Annotated in this window: 11 protein-coding genes; all 11 read left to right on the top strand. The window is 41.1% G+C overall.

The features are described from left to right. Positions 1–647 precede the first annotated feature (647 nt). Complete coding sequence (locus ACUN24_RS23105; protein ID WP_445564656.1) at positions 648–2,135, top strand: cellulase family glycosylhydrolase; 1,488 nt, start codon at positions 648–650, stop codon at positions 2,133–2,135. Between the two features lie 151 nt (positions 2,136–2,286). After that, positions 2,287–3,819, top strand: coding sequence for a glycoside hydrolase family 43 protein (locus tag ACUN24_RS23100; RefSeq protein ID WP_445564655.1), 1,533 nt, complete (start codon positions 2,287–2,289; stop codon positions 3,817–3,819). A 49-nt stretch (positions 3,820–3,868) separates the two neighbouring features. Further along, positions 3,869–5,503, top strand: coding sequence for a glycoside hydrolase family 43 protein (locus ACUN24_RS23095; RefSeq protein ID WP_445564654.1), 1,635 nt, complete (start codon positions 3,869–3,871; stop codon positions 5,501–5,503). Positions 5,504–6,272: 769 nt separating this feature from the next. Next, positions 6,273–9,443 carry a SusC/RagA family TonB-linked outer membrane protein gene (locus tag ACUN24_RS23090; protein WP_445564653.1) on the top strand — a complete coding sequence of 1,057 codons (3,171 nt, stop codon included), beginning with the start codon at positions 6,273–6,275 and terminating at the stop codon, positions 9,441–9,443. Between the two features lie 11 nt (positions 9,444–9,454). Next, positions 9,455–11,035, top strand: a complete 1,581-nt coding sequence (locus tag ACUN24_RS23085; RefSeq protein WP_445564652.1) for a RagB/SusD family nutrient uptake outer membrane protein — start codon at positions 9,455–9,457, stop codon at positions 11,033–11,035. A gap of 31 nt (positions 11,036–11,066) precedes the next feature. Next, on the top strand, positions 11,067–12,278 hold the full coding sequence (locus ACUN24_RS23080; protein WP_445564651.1) for a glycan-binding surface protein: 1,212 nt from the start codon (positions 11,067–11,069) through the stop codon (positions 12,276–12,278). A gap of 93 nt (positions 12,279–12,371) precedes the next feature. Further along, entirely contained in the window at positions 12,372–13,850 is a 1,479-nt protein-coding gene (locus ACUN24_RS23075; protein ID WP_445564650.1) for a cellulase family glycosylhydrolase, read from the top strand. A 179-nt stretch (positions 13,851–14,029) separates the two neighbouring features. Next, complete coding sequence (locus tag ACUN24_RS23070) at positions 14,030–15,541, top strand: family 43 glycosylhydrolase (RefSeq protein WP_445564649.1); 1,512 nt, start codon at positions 14,030–14,032, stop codon at positions 15,539–15,541. A 66-nt stretch (positions 15,542–15,607) separates the two neighbouring features. After that, complete coding sequence (locus ACUN24_RS23065) at positions 15,608–18,118, top strand: sugar-binding domain-containing protein (protein ID WP_445564648.1); 2,511 nt, start codon at positions 15,608–15,610, stop codon at positions 18,116–18,118. 20 nt (positions 18,119–18,138) lie between these two features. Then, positions 18,139–20,229 carry a beta-galactosidase gene (locus tag ACUN24_RS23060; protein ID WP_445564647.1) on the top strand — a complete coding sequence of 697 codons (2,091 nt, stop codon included), beginning with the start codon at positions 18,139–18,141 and terminating at the stop codon, positions 20,227–20,229. Positions 20,230–20,431: 202 nt separating this feature from the next. Beyond that, a complete protein-coding gene (locus ACUN24_RS23055) occupies positions 20,432–24,604 on the top strand; it encodes a two-component regulator propeller domain-containing protein (protein ID WP_445564646.1) in 4,173 nt (1,390 codons plus the stop codon). The last annotated feature ends 129 nt before the right edge of the window (positions 24,605–24,733 follow it).

Below are 24,733 nucleotides of genomic sequence, written 5' to 3'. Positions count from 1 at the left end.
TTGGCTAAGAAATTCTTTTTATTATGTAAACTTCTGTGTTTCCGGCATAAGTGGCTCTTCATTTTATAATTTCAAAAGAAAGATTAAGAGTCTGTTTAATTTTTTAGAACAATATAATGACCTTTTGTTTTTACAAGAGCGTAGTTGATTGCTTTATTAATGCGGTGAAATGGTCTTCGACTACGCTCAGACTGACGTACGAAATAAATTTTATTTAATTTTAAACAGCCTCTTACTCTATCATCAAAAACGGGGAAAGAGTTGAACTTGCCCTTTAATTTTGGACCAAAGCCATCTATTTGATACAGGATAAGACATAAAGCACAATAATGTTAGTTGTAGATAGCGCCTTCTGCAACATTTTTTGCTGCAATTGAAAGATCTGATCTATTCTGGATTATATCCATAACCTAATTTTGACGCTAATAACCAATTATCCGGATCAGCCTTTATTCAGGTTTCTAGCGAATCTGAGAAATACAAATAAAGGAGTAGGGTGACAGTGAGAAATAAAGCTTAATTACTTACCGATTTTATTGAAATGGGTTTTTGACAATACTAACGTCAAATAAATTCAAAACATCGGTAGTAAAAAAAGACTCCGACAATTCGGGAATTGTTAAAAGATAAATTATAAACTAACCAAAATGAACCATATTATGAACCTGAAAAATAGAAATGGGGGGATATTTTTGTGTCTCCTGATCATTATCGCCTTATTCTCTTCGTACTGTAAGAAGTCGGAGATTGCAGCAGAGCTGGAAGTTTCTTCATTGGATATTAAAGCGCAGGCAGATGGAGAGCGTACAGAAGTAACCATTACCAGCAACGGCGCATGGACGGCAGCTATTAATGATGCGGTATCCTGGATAGAGATAGGTCGCACGACTGGCGAAGCAGGCGCTACACAGTTACAGCTAAAATTTTCCGGTAATGGTACCGGTGCATCACGTTATGGTGTGGTTACGGTTAAATCCGATAATGGCCAGGCCAGGAGAATTAAGATTACGCAAACAGGTAATTTATATCCAACATATAATTTATCGCCAAAAGCACCTGATGCAACCGGTATGAGCAGTACGGCTGTACAACTGGCGGCAAAAATGCATTTGGGAATAAATTTTGGCAATACCATGGAATCACCGGTCGAAGGTGAGTGGCAGAGTAGTAAACTGACCGAATCCTATGTGAAATTTGTAAAGCAAATGGGATTTAATACGGTACGGATTCCTTGTAACTGGAATTGGAGTCATTTAAGTGATCCTGATAAAGCAGAAATTGACCGGGCATGGCTTAACCGGGTGAAAGAAGTAGTTGGATGGTGTGTGGCTAATGATATGTATGTGATGCTGAATACTCATGGGGATAATGGCTGGCTCGAAAATAATGTCAATGCGGCAAAGCAAGAGGATATTAATGCGAGACTAAAAGCACTTTGGGAGCAGATTGCTACAACCATGCGTGATTTTGACGAACATCTTATTTTTGCCGGCACGAATGAACCTGCGGTTGAAAATGCTGAGCAGATGGCCATACTTAATAGTTATCACGAAACATTCATCAAGGCAGTTCGTTCTACAGGAGGCAGGAACAGTTACCGGGTGCTGGTTGTGCAGGGACCCAGCACTGACCCTACTAAAACTTTTACTTTGATGAATACAATGCCAAAAGACGAAATTCCTAATAAGTTGATGGTCGAGGTGCATGACTACACACCTTCTACATTTACGATACTAACGGATGGGGATGCAACTTGGGGCAAAATGGCTTACTACTGGGGGAAAGGGAATCATTCTACTATTGAGCCAGAACGCAACGCTACCTATGGAGAGGAGGATGTGATCGATACTGAATTCAAAAATATTAAACAGAAGTTTGTTGATAAAGGAATCCCTGTGATGCTGGGTGAATATGCAGCCTGGAGAAGGAATGCGATTAACAACCCGAATTATCTTCCTAAGGATTTGGCTATGCACAACAAGTCTGTAAATGACTGGACATATTATCTGACCAAGCAGGCTAAAGCGAATGGTATTGTGCCATTCTATTGGGAGATAGGTTTTATGTTAGACAGAAGTAATAATGTGGTGAAGGACCAAGCTATGTTAGATGCCCTTATTGCAGGGTCAAAGTAAATCGTAATCCAAATTGAGGAGAGGAAAGTGAATGTTATGGTTATACGGCCTGATGAAACCCAGGTTTATTGAGAAAGAGTTTCCTATGATACGATAGTTAATTAATTGAAATTAATCTTTAACGGGTATTCGTTAGATAAAATAAAAAAACATGTTTAGAAAAAAACTGTTGTTAAGTACGGTTTTTGCAATCTCTTTTTTAGGATTTGGAAAAGATGCAGAAGCGCAGGCGAATACAGGTAAACCTAAAATGGTTAAGGAAAACCTGGCAGAAAAATTCGCAAATGTTTCGCCAAAACTTACCTCCAATAATGCCAATCCTTTATTAGATTTTATGTTTACGGCCGACCCAACCGCCGTAGAATACAATGGAAGAATTTATGTGTATGCCACAAATGACCATCAACAGTATGAGCATGTAGGAAAGGATGGGAAAAATTCATACGAGCATATCCGTACACTGGTGATGATGTCTTCCGATGATATGGTTAACTGGACTTATCATGGCCTCATCAATACTGCCGAACTGGCACCATGGAGTCAGAATTCCTGGGCACCTTCCATTACATCCAGAATGGAAGCAGATGGTAAGACACACTTCTATCTGTATTACTCCAATAGTGGTATTGGCACAGCCATGCTTACTTCCACCTCTCCGGTTGGTCCATGGAAAGACCCATTGGGAAAGAACATAATTGACCGTTCTGTCCCTGGTGTGGATGTTGATGCGCCATTCGATCCCGGAGTTGTGATTGATGACCAGGGTACAGGCTGGCTTACTTTTGGAGGCGGATCGCCTAAAACGAAATATATGCCAGATAATGCCAGAATAGTCAAGTTAGGAAAAGATATGATCAGTTTGGCCAGCGATGTTGCTAAAATACCCGCCCCTTATTTTTTTGAGGCAAGCGACCTTAATTTCATCAACGGAACCTGGGTGTATACCTATAATACGAGCTGGGAAGAACGCACAGAATGGCCTTATAGCAATATTGACAAACCAACCAAATGCAACATGTCTTATATGACCAGTAAAACACCTTTAAACCCGGATAGCTGGAAATATCGGGATAATTACTTTAAGAATACTGGCGATGATAATGTAGGGCCTTGGACAAACAATCATACTCACCTGTTTAAGTTTAAAGGCAACTATTATATTGCTTACCATGCCATGTATTTACAGGATTATTTTGGCACCAAAGGTGGTTTTCGTAATGTGGGTATCGAAGAAATGCAGGTGGATGAAAAGAATGTGAATATCCACATGGGTAAAGCAACTTTTAAAGGTACTTCGCAACTTAATCCATTAAATCCATTTGTTCTTCAGCAAGCAGAAACTACTGCAGGCACTTCGGGGCAAGTTCAGTTCGAAGCTGTTGGTAATCCCGGCAATATGGCTGCCAAAGGAAAAGCAGATCAACAATGTCTCATGGTGCGGGGAACCGATTTTAGTAAACAGATTCCTGCCAAATTCGAAGCCAGGGTGAAAGGAAAAGGTAAAATTGATGTTTATGTAAATAATCTTAAAGGTACGCCTCTTGTTTCCCTGATATGTGATGAGCAGGAATGGACTATGCGCTCAAAGAAAATAGACCTTAAAATAGATAAAGGAGTAACGAATATCTATTTTGTGTTTAATGGAGAGGGGTTTTTATTTGACGAATGGAAATTCACTCGTTAATTCCGGTTGCAGGTTTATTAATGCTAATTACAATTAAAATCGGTTAAGAATGAAAAACCCAAATGAGAATATAAAAAATGCGATTTACAGCTTATGCATGATAGCCTTAATGATCACCCTTATAGTACCCTGTTTATATGCACAAAAAGCTACTAATCCCATTATTTATGCAGATGTACCAGATATTTCAATAATACGTGTAGGCAATAACTATTACATGAGCAGTACAACGATGCACATGAGCCCTGGGGTACCCATTATGAAATCGACAGATCTTATCAATTGGAAAATTATCAACTATGCCTATGATACTTTGGGAGATTTGCCGGCGCTAAATTTGACAGACGGTCAAAACGCATACAGCAAGGGTTCCTGGGCAAGTAGTTTGCGCTATCACAAGGGGATATATTATGTAACCACTTTTGCATACACCACAGGTGAGACCTATATTTTTAAAACAAAAGATATAGAAAAGGGAAATTGGGAACGAATTTCTTTTAGGCCAGCATATCATGACAATTCCTTGTTTTTTGATGATGATGGCAGGGTATATTTAATTCATGGGGCTGAAAGACTAAAAATTGTTGAATTAAATGAGGATTTAACAGGAGTTAAACCAGGCGTTGCGGAGCGGGTGCTCATTGAGAACGCCAGCGCACCAACAGGAAAAGAAGTAGGCCTTAGCGCTGAAGGATCTCAATTATTTAAAGTAAAAGGCAAATATTATTTATTTAATATTTGTGCACCACGTGGTGGAATGCGAACTGTACTTATACATAGGGCAGACCATATCAACGGACCCTGGGAAGGAAAAGTTGGCTTACAGGATAGAGGAATTGCTCAAGGTGGACTGATCAATACTCCTGATGGACGTTGGTTCTCTTATCTTTTCCGCGATTTTGCTGCTGTTGGCCGCGTTCCTTATCTCGTTCCCGTCAAGTGGGAAGATGGCTGGCCTGTTTTAGGCATCAATGGCAAAGTGCCCGATACACTCGATCTGCCGGCTGGTAAAGGTTTAATTCCAGGCATTGTGTCTTCTGATGAGTTTACCCGTAAAAAAGGCGAACCTGCTTTGCCGCTTGCTTGGCAATGGAATCATAATCCGGATAATGCGCTGTGGTCTGTAACTGAAAGAAAAGGATTCCTGCGCCTCAAAACAGGAAGAATCGACACTGATTTTCTTCAGGCCAGAAACACACTTACACAACGAACTATTGGCCCAACCAGTTCAGCTTCTGTTGCCCTGGATGTTTCCAATATGAAAGACGGCGATTTTGCCGGATGCTCAGCTTTCCAAAAAGAGTATGGATCAGTAGGCGTTAAAATTGATGCAGGTCAAAAGTCAATAGTAATGATCATTACTGATCATGATAAACCTGTCGAAATAAAGCGAATTCCATTGAATCAAGACCAAATTTACTTCAGAATCGATTGCGATTTTACCGGCAAGAATGATGAAGCTAATAACCTTTACGCGCTTAATGGGAAAGATGAAGCTAATTTCTTTTATAGTCTTGATGGAAAAGTTTGGAAACCAATAGGACCACCTTTGAAGATGAAATATAGCATTCCACATTTCATGGGCTATCGTTTTGCTTTGTTTAATTATGCTACAAAAAATATAGGGGGCACGGCCGACTTTGACTTTTTTCGTATAACAGATTCTATTTCGAAAGAAAAGTAAGGTTTATCCTTGATTTTGGTGTTAAACGTTATTTTCCCTGGCAATTCGGTGATTACTTTGATATAATTGGCAATAGCAGGGCTATGAATCTTTTTGATGAGTAACTCGGTTTAAGAGTGTATCCACTTATTTTGGCGTTATGAGCAAAGTACCTCCAAAATGTTTTCCGCAATCTTTCTAATAAATATGTTTTTATGGCCTTGCCAGTCGCGGAGTTTTGATTTTGCATCATTATACTTCCCCTTGTTAAAAAATTAGTGCCACATCCAGGATTTAGCTGGTGGACTGGAAATTCCAAACAGCCAACCTGCATGAATATCATCCCATGAAAAAGGATCTTATATGTTAACGGTAGTTTTGGATTCATTGTCAAATACACAATGAAGATAATAGGTTGCAGAGCTTCCAAGGCTGTAGTTAACGGGATAATTTTTTAGATAAAGCCTCAAAGAGACCGGATGTTACATCAAAGAAACTCATTTTTATGTGTTGTATTTTTTTATTTAACTATCAGATTTTTAGTGATTTGTGTTTTGTCTTGTCGGATTGATAACCAGAATGCCAGTTCTGGTTGTGTAACAAAAGTACCTTTCTTTGTATCATTTGAGGCATTCGTCACTTTGACTTGAAACTATATTTGAATATTCAAAGCCAATAATTAATGGCAGGCAATCGGGATCATCGGTCAGAGAAGAATAACCTCGTATAAGTCCCGCAGTTCCCCTGTCAGTGTCATTAATTAAGGGCGAAAAACCAAAATAAACCAAATATGAACCAACCAATTTCTATTCGGAAATTACCGGCTTTTTTGCTGGCGGTAATTTTCTTGGTGCTGCTGCACTTAAAAAGCTATGCTCAGGAGAGACAGATTACAGGAAAGATAGTGGGGAGCGATAATCCTGCTCCCTTACGCGGGGCTACCGTACAGGTAAAAACGAAAAAAACGGCAGTTTCGACAAATGAGCAGGGACAGTATTCAATAAGGGCAAATACTGGAGATGTGCTTGTTTTCAAAATGATCGGTTTTCAGCCACAGGAAATCATGATCGGTGATGGCAGTACAATCAATGTTATGCTAAGGATCGAATCTACAAAACTGGATGAAGTGGTTGTTATTGGCTATGGCGATAAGGCCAGGCGTGACCTTACCGGCTCTGTGTCTTCGATTTCAGGATCAGAACTCCTTAAAACACAGCCGACTACTGTTGATCAGGCATTACAGGGAAAAGTTCCGGGCGTTGTAGTACAGCAGATTTCGGGCCAGCCGGGGGGCGGTGTTTCGGTACAGATCCGCGGACTTTCAGGCTTTAGTAATAACCCTCCGTTATATGTGGTTGATGGTCTTCAGATCCTGCCTTCAACAGGAGATAAGGGTACAAACCCGTTAGCAAGTATCAATCCTTCTGAAATTTCTTCAATCGATATTTTGAAGGATGCTTCAGCTACCGCTATTTATGGTGCACAGGCAACCAATGGTGTGGTGATTATCACGACCAAACGGGGCATTTCTGGTCCTCCGGTGGTGAGCTACGATGGATATGCCGGTGCCCAGGCGCTGCCAAAATACTACGAAGTGATGAACCTCAGGGAATACGCAACATTTATGAATGAAAAAGCCGCGATTATCGGTTATGATCTGAGGCCGCAGTTTGCAAATCCGGCGTACCTGGGAGTGGGCACAGACTGGCAAGAAGCGCTTTTCAGGACTGCGCTGATGCAGAACCATAATGTTGCCCTTACCGGTGGTGATGCCAGAACAAAATATTATCTTTCAGGAACCTATTTTTCCCAAGACGGAATTGCGCTGGGATCTGATTTCAGAAGGATCTCGAGCCGGTTAAATCTGGATAACAAAACAACCGATTGGTTGAAAATGGGGGTGAGCCTTCAGCTAGCCAACGTAAAAGAAAACGTTACTACATCTCAGTCAGGTGTAATCAGGCAGGCGTTAAATCAAACGCCGGATGTAAACGTAATCAATCCGGATGGTACCTGGGGTGGCAATGATCCCAATATCTATGGCGCTACCGGAACCAATCCTTTTGCTTTGGCAAAAATCGTAAAAGACCTTAAGAACCGTTACGAATTGTTCGGCAATGCTTATGCAGAGGTGCAGTTTGCCAAAGGACTTACGTTACGTAATGAAATATCAGGAAATTTTTCAACAGCTACAGAAGATCAGTTCGATCCCATTTATACCATGGGTGCTTACTCCAAAACCTCTAATTCGGCAACTTATTTTAGCGGGAAAAATACATTTTATTCCCTTACCAATTACCTCACCTATTCGCATTCTTTTGCCACCAAATATAACCTGAATGCAATGGTTGGGCATGAGTCTAAACTTTGGGACTTTGAAAATGTATCGGCAACCCGGACCAATTTTCCAAGTAATAATGTACAGGCCATAAATGGTGGTGATGCTACCACAGCAACTAATGCCGGCGAAAAAGGACAAACCGCCGGAGAGTCTTATTTCGGCCGTATTGATTTTAAATACAATGATAAGTATAATGTTACGCTTAATGTCCGGAATGATGGGTCATCCAAATTTGCACCCGAAAACAGATGGGTGACTACTTATTCAGGGGCGTTTGCCTGGAGGTTGAAACAGGAAAATCTTCTTAAAGATGTAAAAGCAATTGATGATCTGAAACTAAGAATCGGATATGGTTTGCAGAATAACCAAAACATACGTGATTATGCTTATGGTTCAACTTTAAGAACAGTAGCTACATCATTATCCGGTAATTCACAACTTATTGCTACCAGTGGCAATCCTGATGTAAAATGGGAAACTACAAAAGGATATAATACGGGTTTGGACGTAAGTATGCTGAACAGAAGGGTTGACTTTTCAGTAGATGCATATTATAAAAGAACCGATAACTTATTATTAAGCCTCACCTTACCATTGTATTCAGGTATGGTTGATGCTACAGGCTATGCACCTGGATCCATCCAATCTCCATATATCAATATCGGTTCTGTAAGTAATAAAGGAATTGAATTTTCTGTAACCACCCATAACATTAAATCTAAAAACTTCAACTGGAGAAGTAATCTGACCTTATCACACAATACAAATAAGATCCTCACTTTAAATACGGATGCCGCTGCATTATATGGTTATGCAGGCAGCACAGCAATTACCAAATCAATGGTCGGCCGATCAATAGGTGAATATTATGGTTACGAAACCCTGGGTACCTATAAAAATGCAGAAGATTTTAAAAAGTATCCTGCCTTAACGCAAAAAGGAGGCCTGCCAATACCAATTACTAATGGTTCAGGAGGCGTATGGGTTGGTGATGTGATATTTAAAGACCAAAATAACGATGGTGTGATTGATGAAAGCGACCAGGTTTTTTTAGGTTCACCAATTCCCAAGTTCCAGTTTGGGATAAACAATAGCTTTAATTTTAAAAACTTTGACCTGAACATTTTCATGTCTGGAAATTATGGTAACAAACTTTATAACCAGGTAAGGGTGGATGCAGAAAACCCGAATCAGAATTTTGGATACTTTAGAAACGTAGGAGATTATGCCCGCATCGGGTTAATCAATCCGGCCGGTTCTGCTGCTGATATCAACAACGTATATATTACCAATCCCGAAACCAATATCACCAGAATCAGTCAGGCCAGTGGTAACGACAACCAACGTTTTTCTAGCAAATATATCGAAGATGGTTCTTTTATAAGGTGTAAAAGTATTACACTGGGATATAATTTTAAAGAAAGTCTTTTATCCAAAATCCACCTGAAAAACTTGCGCCTGTATGCCCAGGTAACCAACGTATTTACAATTACGAAATATAAAGGTTACGATCCTGAGATAGGTTCATGGAATCCCTTAGCAGCAGGTGTAGATAACGGATATTATGCGCAGCCGCGTGTGTTTACTATTGGTGCCAACATCTCTATCTTAAACAACTAAGACCAAAAATTATGAAACATATTAAACTATACATACTCACTTTATTTGCCGCCGCTATAATAATAAGCGGCTGTAAAAAAGATTTTCTCGAGAGAGCTCCCTTGTCGCAAATAACAACAGATAATTTTTATAAGAGCTCTTCAGACTTAAGGCTTGCCACAGCTGCCCTTTATGCGCAACCATGGAATGATTGGAACAGTTTTCCTTTGCTCGGTATCGGCGACATTCTAAGCGGCAATTTAATGCAACCTTATAATGCAGACCTTGCTCAGTTGACTTCGTTTGCGATAACCAGCAATAATGGACAGATTAGTACCTCCTGGCGCTGTTTTTATAAAATAATAGCACACTGTAACACCAATATTAAGGCCATCAATACGAAAGTACCGGATAGTGTAGCCCTGAAGAGTAAAAACGGTGCCCTTGGTGAATTGAAGTTTTTGCGTGCTACGGCATATTTTCACCTGGCGCAGTTGTGGGGGGCAGTGCCTATTATTGAGGATAATGATAAATTAATTAAAAATCCTTTGTTGCCGCGTCACCGTCTTAGTGATGTGTATAAATTTATGATTAACGATTTAAGGTTTGCTGCAAGCGCACTGCCTACCCGCGATCAGACAGGAAGGGTAACGACATGGTCTGCCCAGGGCATGCTGGCCAAAGTTTATTTAACCAAAGCCGGAATTAGCGGTACCAGAAATCAGTCTGATCTCGACAGTGCAGCTTTTTTTGCCAAAAATGTGATCAATACAAGCGGTTTAACCCTCTTGCCAAGTTATTACAATCTGTTCAGAACGCAATTTAATGATAATCAGGAGTCACTTTTTGCCTTTCAGTGGGCACCTGGTGTAGGTTATGGAAATGGTAATGCGATCCAAACCCAGTTTGCACCCAGCGGAAGCGTAGTTCCTCCCGGTGGGGGATGGGGCGGTGCCATCGGACCAACTGTTGATCTTGATACCTTATATACCCCTCAGGATTCTATAAGGCGTAAAGCGACTTTTATGCTTACAGGCGATCACTATCCAGAACTGAATGCCGCAGGTGGTGGTTATACCGCAACCTCATGCAGTGTTAAAAAACATATTGTTGGTACAGCTATCGACAATAATGCACCAACGATGGACATCTGGTCTTCTACCGAACATAATGCGGTTTTACGTCTGGCCGATGTTTATCTGGTATACGCAGAGGCTTTACTTGGTACTAATAATTCAACTTCTGATGCCGAAGCATTAAGGGTTTTCAACATGGTAAGGAAAAGGGCTGGTGTTGATCCGGTAACAACAATCACCACGGAAACACTTAGAAATGAAAGAAGAATTGAACTGGCTTTTGAAGGACAATACTGGTTTGACTTGGTTCGCCTGTCCTATTATAATCCTCAGGGGGCGGTTACCTTATTGAAGAATCAGATTCAAAAAAACACAAGGGTTCAGTTTTCTTATGATCCATCTACAGGGATGAAAACCAGAAATACAAATGGTATAGTTATTACAGCACCAACTGTTGCAACTTTTACTTTGCCTATACCGGCCACGGAGATAACGGCTGACCCGAAATTATTGGATCCACCAGTGCCATATTATTAATCCGAACCAGTTTATTATTAATTAAAAAGATATGAAAAATCTGTTAAACAGGGCCTATATCCATTTGTTACTTATTTTAATTGCAATACTATTTTTTGCAGTTCAAGGTTGTAAAAAAGATGCATCCTCATCATCATCAGGTCCGCCGGTTATTACCGGTGTACGTAATTATGTACCCAGTCCGGGCGATTCGCTCTTAACCAGGGTAGGAACCGGAAAATGGGTTGTAATTACAGGGAGTAACCTAAAAGGAGCACTTCAGATTTATTTTAACGGCGTAAAGGGCTCATTTAATGATGCCTGGTTTTCTGATACAAGTGCAATAGTATTAATGCCGGCAGTAATTCCTTTCCCTTTGGTAGAGCCTTCACAGCTTAATACCATACGTTTTGTAACTACAAAGGGCGAAACTACCTTTTCATTTCCGATTGTTGCCCCTGCACCCACGATTTCCGGAATATCAAATGAAAGCGCCAATCCCGGCGATAGCGTTACGATAAAAGGATTAAATTTCTTTTTTATCCAGCGGGTAAGTTATGCTGGGGTAGAAGTAACGGGCTTTAAGGGGGCAAGTGATGGTACCGCTATAAGTATGGCAGTTCCCACAAGTGTTTCAACACCCGGGCCTGTTATTGTAACCACAAAATCGGGTACAGCCACCACCTTTTACAACGTCCATGATTTTACAACAGGTGTATTAAATAACTATGACGGTATAAATTCCTTCAGCTGGGGTTCTGATGTTTCAAATAGCGCCGTAAATTTCCCGGGGAATAATGGTAATTATGGAATATTAAAGGCTACAAATATCCCTGCTGGTAACGGAAACTGGTGGGAAGGCGGACGTTCCATCAATACCAACGCAGTTCAATGGGTTCCAACAGCCAATCTGCAGGATACCCTAAACAAGTATTCACTAAAATTTGAAATAGCGGTTAAGAAGCCATGGACAGATGGTTCCATTCAGATAGTTAAAGACTATACATTTGACTATTCCGCTTTTTATCGCCCCTGGAAAAATGCAAACGGCACTAACGCTTCATTTAAAACAAATGGCTGGCAAACAGTCACTGTTCCATTATCAAACTTTTTAAAGAACGGTTTGCCTGCTCAAAGCTTGACTGAGCTACTTGGTTCAGCCGGAAATGGAGCAATCAATATCACTTTTACCAATGATGGTAAAACCGTGGTCACCGACTTTGAAGCTGCTATTGATAATATCAGAATAGTAAAAACAAGATAAGTATGATCGGTCCGTAATTTTACGGGCCGGTACGCTTTAATTATAGCAATAGGAAAGACTCCTATAATCTTCGGAAGAAAAATAAATAAACTTATGAGCCGCTTCGGAAATGTAAAAATAAAAGGATGCCTGTATACCTTCATATTACTGGCCTTTATCCTGCTTACCGCATATTGTAAAAAGAAAGAAGAAGTTCAACCACAGCTCAACATTTCTACATCGGATGTTGCTTTTCAGCCTGAAGGAGGCATTTCAAATATAACGGTTAACAGTAATGGTAAATGGAGCACTAAAAACCCTGCAGATCTTTGGTTGCAGATCAGCCAGACTGCAGGAAGTGAAGGAAATACCGAATTAAAGTTAACCGCAACGCCTAACCTTACAGGGGTTTCCCGCACTGCGGTAATGGTGGTTAACTCAGATAACGGACAGGCCCGGAGGGTTACGGTATCGCAAACGGGCACACTATATCCTTCCTACAATACATCGCCCAAAATTCCTGACCAAACAGGCATGGGCAGTACCGCAGTACAACTGGCTGCTAAAATGAATTTGGGCATAAACATCGGCAATACAATGGAATCGCCTGGTGGTGAAAGCGGTTGGGGAAATCCCCAGATTACCGAGTCGTATGTGAAATTTGTAAAACAAACAGGTTTTAATGCCATCAGGATTCCTTGTGCATGGGATTGGAAACACCTGAGTGATCGATCAAAGGCTACTATTGACGCTGCATGGCTTAACCGGGTAAAGGAAGTGGTGAAATATTGCGTAGATAATGATATGTACGTGCTGCTCAATATCCATTGGGATAATGGTTGGTTAGATCATAATATCAATAACGTCAAAAAAGACTCTGTTAATGCCAAGCAAAAAGCACTATGGGAACAAATTGCAACAACCATGAGAGATTTTGATGAACACCTGATGTTTGCCAGTGCTAACGAACCTCCGGCTGAAAACGCAGAACAGATGGCGATATTGAACAGTTACCACCAAACATTTATAAATGCCGTTCGCGCTACAGGTGGCAGGAACAGTTACCGGGTACTGGTTGTTCAGGGGCCAGGCACTGATTTCGAAAAAACCAATAATCTGATGAATAGCCTTCCAACAGATCAGGTACCTAACCGCATGATGGTCGAGGTGCATAATTATACCCCATCTCAATTTACAATATTGCTGGATGGTGATGCCAGCTGGGGTAAAATGTTCTATTACTGGGGAACGGGGCACCACTCAGCGACAGACCCAAGCCGAAATGCAAGCTGGGGCGAAGAAAGTGAATTATTAAGATTATATGCATTGATGAAAGCCAAGTTTGTTGACAAAGGAATTCCGGTAATACTGGGCGAATATGCAGCTTTCAGGAGAACAAATCCCAATTATCTACCTGCAGATCAGGTAAAACACAATGAATCTGTAGCGTATTGGATAACTTACTCCACCCAACAGGCCATTAAATATGGTCTTAAGCCTTTCTTTTGGGAACAAGGTTCGGTTTTAGACCGCAGGAACAATAAAGTGCTCGATCAAGGGATCGTAAACGCAATTATCGAGGGAGCGAAGTAAAATGATAAGGTTTATGCCGCTTATTTAAAACTTTGATAAAAAATCCGTGATACCTTATGGATCACGGATTTAGATAAATATTGATTTCTAGCTGATTTAAACCTAAGCGGTCTATAGAAAAATAGGACAACGGCACCAGGCGCGCGTATCACCTCAATATTTTTACAACTTTCAATAATATGAACAAATTTTTATTAACAATTTTCTTAATCCAGTTCACCATTTGTGCAACAGCGCAATATCAGGTAGCTCAGCATCCCAAGACCCCGGGCTTCTATACCAATCCTATTTTTGCAGGAGATTATCCCGACCCTAGTATACTACGCGACGGTGATAATTATTACATGGTTCATTCATCTTTCGAATATTATCCTGGTTTATTGATCTGGCATTCAAAAGATCTGATTAACTGGAAACCGGTAACAAACGCCCTGCATAAAAAAGTGGGCTCGGTGTATGCACCTGATCTGGTGAAGTATAAAAATAAGTTTTATATCTATTTCCCTGCAAACGGTACCAATTATGTGGTCACCGCAGATTCGATCAGTGGTCAATGGAGTGAACCGGTTGATCTGAAAATCGGCAACATCGACCCGGGACATATTACAGATGAGCAGGGTAAAAGATATTTATTCTTCAGCGACGGAGGATTTGTGCCCTTATCTGACGATGGCCTTTCCACCGCCGGAAACCAAAAGAGTTCGTACAAAGGCTGGCCTATTCCTAGAAACTGGTCTATCGAATGTTTTTGTCTGGAAGGCCCTAAATTGATAAAAAGGGGAGGATATTACTATGTTACTGTGGCAGAAGGCGGAACGGCAGGCCCCATAACCGGACACATGGTCGTATCCGCAAGATCTAAATCCTTATCCGGCCCATGGGAAAATTCACCTTATAATCCGATTGTCAGAACAACCGAACAATCTGAAAAATGGAGGTCGAAAGGGCATGCTACTATAATTGATGATGTAAAGGGAAACTGGTGGATGGTCTTCCACGCTTACGAAAAAGATTTTTACAACAAAGGCCGCCAAACGATGCTGTTGCCAATAGAATGGACAAAAGACGGCTGGTACAAAGTTCCGGCTGGCATATCAGACAGTAAACCGATCAGAAAGCCAGATTTGGCCTCTTCTAAAACCAATTTCAACCTGAACGACAATTTTGCGGGTCATAAGTTAAAATCTCAATGGCAGTTTTTTGAAGAGCTGGATACCAACAGGTTTAAATTGGCTAACAACAGCTTGTTAGTAAAATCAAAAGGAAATACGATAGGCAATAGTTCTCCCTTATTATGCATCCCCGAAGACCATTCCTATACCGTTGATGTTGAAGTATTAATTGAAGGAAAAGCAACGGCCGGCTTGGCTCTTTTTTACAACAGCTCTGCGTCTTCAGGGATCCTCGCTAACAATGAAGACATCGTTGCCGATTTGCGTGGTTGGCGAGCTCCGGCTGAAAAGAATGTCGTTAACAACCATGTATTCCTCCGTCTAAAAAATGTAGAAAACACAGTAGACCTGTATTACAGTAAAGATGGTGTGAAATGGAACAAAATTGAAAATTCTTTTGAGGTATCAGGCATGCACCATAATGTACTTAGCGGATTTTTAAGCTTGCGCATTGGTCTTTGTTCTATAGGAGATGGAAAGGTAACTTTTAAGAATTTTAGATATACTCCAATAAAATAGTCCGATTAAAAACCAGCAAACAGGCGATTTACACTTGATGATCATTGATAAAAACTAATATTTTTTATGAAGCAAATATTTGGCTCACCAGTAGGTGGCAGGAAATTATGTTACCAATTCGGGAACAATTTTAATATAGGCAGAACCTATAGCAACCTCAGGTTATATCAACGTATTTTTACTGCGTTGTTTTTACTTCTGGTAAACTGTTCGCTGGCAAATGCGCAAAGTAATGGTAATAATGAACGAAAACAGTTATTTGATTATGATTGGAAATTCTTTTTAGGTGATACGCCGGAAGCTAAAGCAAATGACTTCAATGATTCAGGTTGGCGTAGCCTTGATCTGCCGCACGACTGGAGTATCGAAGGAAAAATAAGTCCTAAAAATACTACTGGTGCAAATGGAGGATATCTTCCGTCAGGAATTGGCTGGTATCGCAAAACCTTTCAGGTGCCCGATCGCCAGAAGGAAAAAAAAACAGTTATTTATTTTGAGGGCGTTTATATGAATTCCGAAGTTTTTATCAACGGAAAATCGCTAGGTGTTTATCCTTATGGTTATTCCTCCTTCAGTTACGATCTTACACCTTATCTGAATTTTGGGAAAGAGAACGTTATTGCCGTGCGTGTCGACAATTCACAACAGCTGAACAGCCGCTGGTACAGTGGTTCTGGAATTTATCGTCATGTTTGGATGATCGCTTCCGATCCTGTTCATGTTGCACACTGGGGTGTTGATATTTCAACTCCTCAGGTATCTTCAAAAAAAGCAATTGTATTGGTGAAAACCAAGGTTAAAAATGAAACAGCATCTGCCCGGAGTATTGTTGTAAAAACTCTTCTATGGGACAAAAATGCTAAAAATGCGGGAGATGGCCAGATGACGGTCGAGCTTCCTGCCAATAGCGAGAAGGAAATAACGCAAACCATACAAGTGTCGAACCCAATGCTTTGGACACCTGAAACACCATATTTATACCAGGCTCATATTCAGGTAGTAAAAGATAAAAAAGTGCTGGACGATACAAAAACGAGTTTTGGTATCCGTTCCCTGAAATTTACTGCCGAAAATGGATTTCAGCTTAATGGGAAAACAGTAAAGATAAACGGCGGTTGCGTACATCATGATAATGGATGCTTAGGTGCTGCTGCTTTTGACCGTGCCGAGGAACGTAAGGTGGAATCGCTTAAAGCCGGTGGTTTCAATGCCGTGAGGACTTCTCACAATCCCCCTTCTGAAGCATTTCTTGATGCTTGCGACAGATTAGGTTTATTGGTAATGGACGAATCTTTCGATTGTTGGAAAATTGGAAAAACCACCAACGATTATGAGAAATATTTCAAGCAATGGTGGCAGCGCGACCTGGATGCAATGGTATTACGTGACCGCAACCATCCTTCGGTTTTTATGTGGAGTATAGGTAACGAAATACCCGAACGGGCAGATCCTGATGCTGTGAAAACTGCCCGGATGCTTTCTGTTGCTGTTAAGAAAATAGATAATACCCGTCCTGTTACCTCCGCAATTGTAGCTAACGGAAAGTGGGAAGTTTTCGATCCGCTGATGGCGGTGCATGATGTTGCCGGCTATAATTACAACCTGCATAGCGCTCCTGACGATCATAAAAGAGTGCCTTCGAGGATCATTGTTCAAACCGAATCTTATCCGAAAGATGCTTTTGCCAATTGGAAATTGGTGCAGGAAAACAATTATGTAATCGGTGATTTCGTTTGGACAGCCATTGATTATTTAGGAGAGTCAGGAATTGGCCGTTATTATTATTCAGGTGAGGTACCTGGTGAGCATTGGGAGAATAATTTTTTTCCATGGCATGGCGCGTATTGCGGCGATATTGACCTGACCGGATGGCGGAAACCCATTTCCCATTACCGGAGCATGCTGTATAACGATAACGAAAAACTCTATATGGCTGTCCGTGAACCAGCCCCCGAACCATTAGAAATCAAAGAAACATTGTGGTCGGTATGGCCAACCTGGGAAAGCTGGACCTGGCCAGGTTTTGAAGGGAAAACTGTTCAGGTTGAAGTGTATTCTAAATATCCGGGAGTGAGGCTTTACCTTAATAACAAACTGTTAGGTGAACAGGCAACTACACGCGAACAACAGTTTAAAGCTACTTTTCAGGTTCCATATACTGCGGGTTTGCTTAAAGCCGTTGGGGTAGAAGATAATAAAGAAACGGGATCAGCGATCCTGAAAAGTGCCGGCGAGGCTGCAAAAATAAAACTAACAGCAGACCGGAAAGAGATTTTGGCGAACGGGCAGGATTTATCGTACATTAAGATTGAGGTAACCGATAAAGAGGGAACAATCCAACCTAATGCAACCAATCGTTTGCATTTCAAGATCGAAGGCCCAGGTGTAATTGCAGGAGTCGATAATGCTGATCTGAAAGATTTTGAACAATATGTGGGCGATACGCGTAAGGTATGGAAAGGTAAAGCTTTAGTTGTGATAAAGAGCAAACATGAAGTTGGAGATATCAAACTTACGGTTACCTCGCCTGGTTTACCGGCAGAAACTTTAACCATCAAAACAGCTCTAAAGATTTAAACCAGACGAACTAAGTTCTTATGTTAAAAAAAACTATACCACTAATCATACTAACAATACTCATTTCGGTATTAAATGTAAAATCGCAGGAAGTTAACCGGTTTTTCCCGGAAAAAGACCTGATTACAACAGGAATATACTATTATCCGGAACATTGGAAAGAAAGCCAATGGGAGCGGGATATCAAGAAGATTTCGGATATGGGTTACGAGTTTGTTCACCTTGCAGAATTTGCCTGGTTTAAAACGGAACCAGAAGAAGGAAAGTTTGATTTTACCTGGCTCGATAACGTGGTGGATTTATGTGCAAAATATAAGCTTAAGGTGATCATGTGTACGCCCTCGGCAACCACACCGGCATGGATGCGGGCGAATTACCCCGAAACCTTTATCATGGACGGGCATTATCTCCGTGCCGAACATGGAACGCGTGGCCTAGCTTCGATAGTTAACCCGAAATACCGGTTGTTTGTCGAAAAAATTGTAAAGGAGATGGCCAGGCGCTACGGACAGAACAAGAATGTGACCGGATGGCAGCTGGATAATGAACCCGACGCCAAACCCGATTATAGCGTGTCTTCGCAGGAGGCTTTCAGGCTATGGCTAAAAAGCAGGTACAAAACCATCGATGCTTTAAATGATGCCTGGGGCACCGCTTTCTGGAGCCAGTGGTATAATAATTTCGACCAGGTGATGATCCATAATACCAATCTGGTGGGCTGGTGGGGTAATAATCCACATGCCTTGCTCGATTTTAAGCGCTATTGTGCAGATGCCCAGGCAGAATTTCTCGATTTCCAGGCCAACACCCTGCGTAACCACATTTCGAAGCATCAATATATTACCACCAACTATACTGCAGTTTCTACAGGTTCTGATCCTTCAAGGACTAAAAAACTCGATTTTGCGGCCTATACCGCTTACCCTAATGGTGGTGGCGATAACATCGGCGAACTAGGATTCAGATTAGGTGACAGTAGGGTCATCCTTTTCGCATCAGCGTATTATAAGCAGGTGGGAGTTATATCAGGCGTGATGGAAATTCAGCCCGGCCCTGTAAACTGGGGAAGCTATAACCCGCTTCTTTTGCCCGGAACAGTGCGCATGTGGTTGTACCATACTTTTGCAGCAGGCGGAAAACTGGCCTGTTCGTACCGGTTCAGGCAGATTTTATACAGTGCCGAACAATACCATTCTGGTGTTATACAAACGGATGGCGTAACACCTTCGCCCGGTGGTGAAGAGTACATCCAGTTTATGAAAGAAATAAAAGAACTGCGCAAACTGTATAGGCCTGGCGCTCAATTGCCCGGAAAACTGGCGGCGCGTTCAACAGCTATCCTCTGGAACCTGGAAAATTACTGGAGCATTGACAGGCAAAAACAGACCAATCAGTGGGACACATGGAACTATCCTGTTAAGTTTCTGGAAATGGCAAAATCTTTGGGGGCACCTGTTGATGTAGTGCCAGAAACTGCTGATCTCTCGAAATATAAGGTGGTTATTGTTCCTGCTTACGAAATGGCAGACTCGGCTTTGGTAAAGAAATGGAATGATTATGTAACCCATGGCGGACATTTGATTATTACCTGCCGTACAGCAACCAAAAACCGCATGGGACATTTCTGGGAGGCTCAACTGGCAGCGCCAATTTCGGGCCTGATCGGCGCGCAGATTACGGCAACCGATATGCTTTCAGCTTATGCGAAAGGGGACATCCTGATGGGTTCAGAACACTACAAATGGAATAAATGGGGTGATCTGTTGCAGCCTGATCAAACTACCGATGTCCTTGCAAGATATGAAAACCAGTTTTATAAAGGAAAGGCTGCTGCTGTTAAACACGAGATTGGCAAAGGATCTGTAACCTACATAGGTGTAGCAACAGACGATTTGAAGCTGGAAAAAGATTTGTTACGCAACACTTACACCAGAGCAGGAGCAACCACTGAAAATTATCCGCCGGGTATTTATGTTTATTGGAGAGACGGGTTTTATATGGCTGTAAATTACTCTTCCAGTGATTATATGATGGATATTCCGAAAAATTCAAAGATTTTAATTGGAGAAAAAACACTAAAGCCTGCAGGAGTGCTGGTCTGGAATGAGTAAACGTCGAACCATCTATCCCTACAGCCCTATAAAACCTTTATAAGTGCCAGCTTGGCATTTCAAGCCATTGTATTTTTTGCCTAAAAGATCTCAGGATTTAACTGTAGATTAGCTATACTAATATCAACCAACCAACTATAAACTTTTAGGGAAGGCTTAATCAATTAAGCAATTCCCGAAAAATAATCGCATAATTAAATATATGTTCCGGTTTTTAGCTTTTATCTGCGCAATCAGCCTATATATTCCCCTTTTTGCACAGGAAAATGTATATCAGTTTTCCAAACTTGATATTTCCAACGGATTATCGGACAATCAGGTGAATGCGATATTTAAAGATAGTAAAGGTTTTATGTGGTTTGGCACAATGGCCGGCCTTAACCGTTATGACGGGTACGAATTCAAGACATTTAAACACAGTGCTAAAGACAGCTCAAGCCTGCCCAGCGGTTATATTACGGATATATTTGAGGGGTCAGAGAAAAAGCTGTGGATTGCCTCTGGTAGTGGTTTCAGTATTTTCAGCCCCTTAACCGAGAAGTTTGAACAGTTTCAGGATAAACACTTTAAAAAATATAAACTTCCCGGTGGATACCTCAAGGCAATAAAAACGAACAGCAAAGGTAAGCTCTATTTCCAGATCGAAAATCAGGGTGTTTTTGGCTATGACCCTAAAACCAATGAAACCATCAGATACGGACATCTGAATGGTAAAGCCAATTCTCTATATGCCGACCAGATAAGCGATTTCATTGATGACGAAAGAGGGGGTTTATGGGTTATCTATACCAATGGTGTACTAGATAAATTTAACTTAAAAGAACATCAGGTAACAAATAGGTACTTCACCATAAACAAACGTTTTGGCAGGCAGGTAAATTCCTTCAATCTCAACCGGGATTCAGATGGCAATATTTTTATTTATAGCAGGGGTAATCCATTTGGATTGTATTACCTCAACGTTTTAACCGGCAATTTCACTTATTTTGATAAAAGGCAGGATCATTCGGGATTAAGTTCAAATAATGTAAGCAGGGTAATTGAGGGCGACGATGGAAATATCTGGATAGGTACCGATCATGGAGGAATCAATATTTTAGACAAGCGTACCCAACGGTTTACCTATATTTTAAGCAAAGAAGATGATTTGAGGGGGTTAAGTGACAATAGTATAGGGGCATTATATAAGGACAATAACGGAATAGTCTGGGCCGGAACCTATAAGAAAGGCATCTGTTATTACCATACAAGCGTTTATAAATTTCCCTTAAATCAGCATCTTACAGGTAAAAATGCGCTAAATGAAGATGTTAATTCATTTGCGGAGGACAGTAAAGGAAATCTTTGGATAGGAACAAACGGGGAAGGCCTTTTGTATTTAAACAGAAGTACAGGTCAAATAAAAAGGTACCGTAATAATCCTGCGAGCAGAAATTCTTTAAGCAGTGACATTGTAATCAGCATTGCGATAGATCATTCAGGTGTTTTATGGATCGGTACCTATCTGGGTGGGCTTGATTCTTTTGACGGACAGAAGTTCACAAATTTTAAGCATACCGCTGATCCCGCCAGTATTTCAGATAACCGGATTTATGCTTTGCTGGAAGACTCTTCCAACAGGCTTTGGGTGGGGACCTTAAACGGGGGGCTGGACCTATTTGACCGGAATACAGGAAAATTTAAGCATTTCAATCCTGCTATTAAAAACACCTTGAATGCCTATGTGGTTACTTGTTTGTACGAAGATAGAAACAAAAACATCTTGATAGGCACTACTGATGGAGTGAGTATTCTGGATGCAAAAACTGCTAAGTTTCGCTATTTGAAAAATAACGTCGGGGATGCCAACTCGCTGATACAGGGTGTTGTTAATTCAATCACAGAAGATAGCAGGGGATGGATCTGGATAGGCACAAGGGAAGGGCTAAGTATATACCATCCGGCAACCGGAAAATTTACTAATTTAAGCGAAGAAGTAGGTTTGCCCGAAAATACGGTGCTTTCACTTACTCAAGATGAGGAACACAATATCTGGTACAGTTCCCTTAAAGGGCTTTATAAAATTGCTGTAATTGCCCAGGGAAAAACCTATAAATTCAGGTATAGTAAATACAATAAATCAGACGGGCTGAAGAATATACAGTTCAATATCAATGCCGTAGGTCGTACAAAATCCGGCGAACTGATTTTTGGGGGACCGAACGGATTCAATATTTTCAGGGCTGGGCAGATCAGAAATATGCAGTTTCCATCTGTGTTGGTTATGACAGATTTGGAAATGTTCTACCACAAAGTAAAGGTTGGCGAAAGGATAAACGGGCATATTATTCTGCCCCAAACCATAACTGAACTGAAGAACTTAACGCTTACCTATAAAGAGAATATTTTTTCTGTGCAGTTTGCATTGCTTAACTATTTCAATCCCCGAAGGGTAATCTACAAGTACAGCCTGGAAGGATTCGATAAACGCTGGCTTCCGGTTCCCTCAGAAACACGAAAAGCAACTTTCACAAATCTCGACCCCGGAGAATACACGCTCCATGTAAAGGCCTTTAATGAAAACGACTCTGCCCTCTTAGCCGAGTCGCAATTAAAAATCACCATTTTGCCGCCGTTCTGGCGTACAACGTGGGCGTATGTTGTGTATGCTTTGGCAGTGGGCAGCCTATTGTTGTTTATCCGGAAAAGAGGGATCAATAAATTAAAACGGGAGTTTGCCCTGGTACAGGAAAGGGCCCAGGCCTGGCAGTTACGCGAGCAAGACCGTAAAGAATCTGACAGACTTAGGGAACTTGATCTGCTAAAAATTAAATTTTTAACTAACCTGAGCCATGAATTCAGGACGCCTATTTCCCTGATCCTGGCTCCGGTAGATAAACTTTTGGCCGAATCCAAAGAGAATGGGCGATACGGTCAACTCGCCATGATCAAAAGAAATGCACGGCGGTTACTGAATCTGGTAAACCAGCTGCTCGATTTCCGTAAAATGGAAGAGCAGGAACTGCGGTTGAATAATAGCGAAGGTGAAATTGTTTCCTTCATTAAAGAGGCAACAGATTCTTTTTATGACCTGGCAGAACGAAAACAGATTAAACTTACCTTTAAAAGCGATATCAAAAATTTACAGGTGGCCTATGATCAGGATAAGGTGGAGCGGATCCTGTTTAATTTACTTTCCAATGCATTTAAATTTACCACCTCAGGAGGAACAGTAAGCGTTGAACTGCAAAAACTGGATGTTCAAACAACAGACGACAGCGTTTGGCTGGAGTTAAAGGTGACCGACTCGGGGATAGGTATTCCGAAAGACAGATTGGAAAAGATTTTTGAGCGCTTTTTTCAGCATGAAAATTCCTCCGCTATCCTTAACCAGGGCTCAGGGATAGGACTTTCCATAACAAAGGAGTTTGTGAAAATGCTTGGCGGAGAAATAAAGGTGGAAAGTGAGCTTGATTTTGGAAGCATCTTTACCGTAACGCTGAATCTGATACCCGTTGACCCGGCAGGGAAAGAAAAAGACAGTTTCCAAAATAATCCTATGCCGGATCCTGAACATGATGGTTCTGATGAGAAGAAAGAATCCATCGACAAACGCTTGCCCATTAAAAAAGCCCCGATTATCCTGCTTGTGGAGGATAACGAGGATTTTAGGTTCTACCTTAAAGATAACCTTGGCCTTTTTTATAACATTATTGAGGCCACAAACGGCAAGGAAGGATGGCAAAGGGCGCTTGCACTGCATCCGGATCTGATTGTTTCAGATATTAGTATGCCGAAAATGAACGGTAAAGAACTTTGTATCAAACTCAAATCAGACGAACGGACAAAGCATATACCGATTATCCTGTTAACCGCGTTAACAGCAGAAGAAGAGCAGATAAAGGGGCTGGAGACCGGCGCGAACGATTACATGACCAAGCCCTTTAATTTCGAAATTTTGCATTCAAAAATTAAAAACCTGCTCACGTTAAATCAAACCTTTAAAAAAACTTATTCCAGACAGGTGAGCATGGCATCTCCGGAAATGGAAATCGAATCTGATGATGTAAAATTCCTTAACACCGCTTTGCTTTACATTGAAGATAACCTCCAGAATTATCAGCTATCTGTAGAAGATCTGAGCAGCCACATGGCGATGAGCAGGGTATCGCTATATAGAAAGTGTTTGCGGGTTACCGGTAAAACCCCTATTGATTTTATCAGGTCTGTTAAGCTTGAGAAGGCCGCAGTTTTACTCGAAAAAAGCAGTGAAACCATTTCTGAAATATGTTATAAGGTCGGTTTTAGCACCCCTAACTATTTTGCAAAAGCATTCAGGGAAAAATACCATTTACTTCCTTCGGAATATCGGGCTGAAAAAAGAAATTTGAGTTAAAAACAGCTATTTACTTTTTCTGTTTAACCAAATTAAATCCTGTGCCTATATACTTGAGCTATTTGCCTGAATTGCTTGTAGTGCAGCTTTTTCTAATGAAAAACGTGGTGCAGAACGTTTCCATGTTAA

This window comes from Pedobacter sp. WC2501, assembly GCF_052682415.1.
The sequence above is the reverse complement of the archived record's forward strand: the minus strand, read 5'-3'. Positions and strand labels throughout refer to the sequence as shown.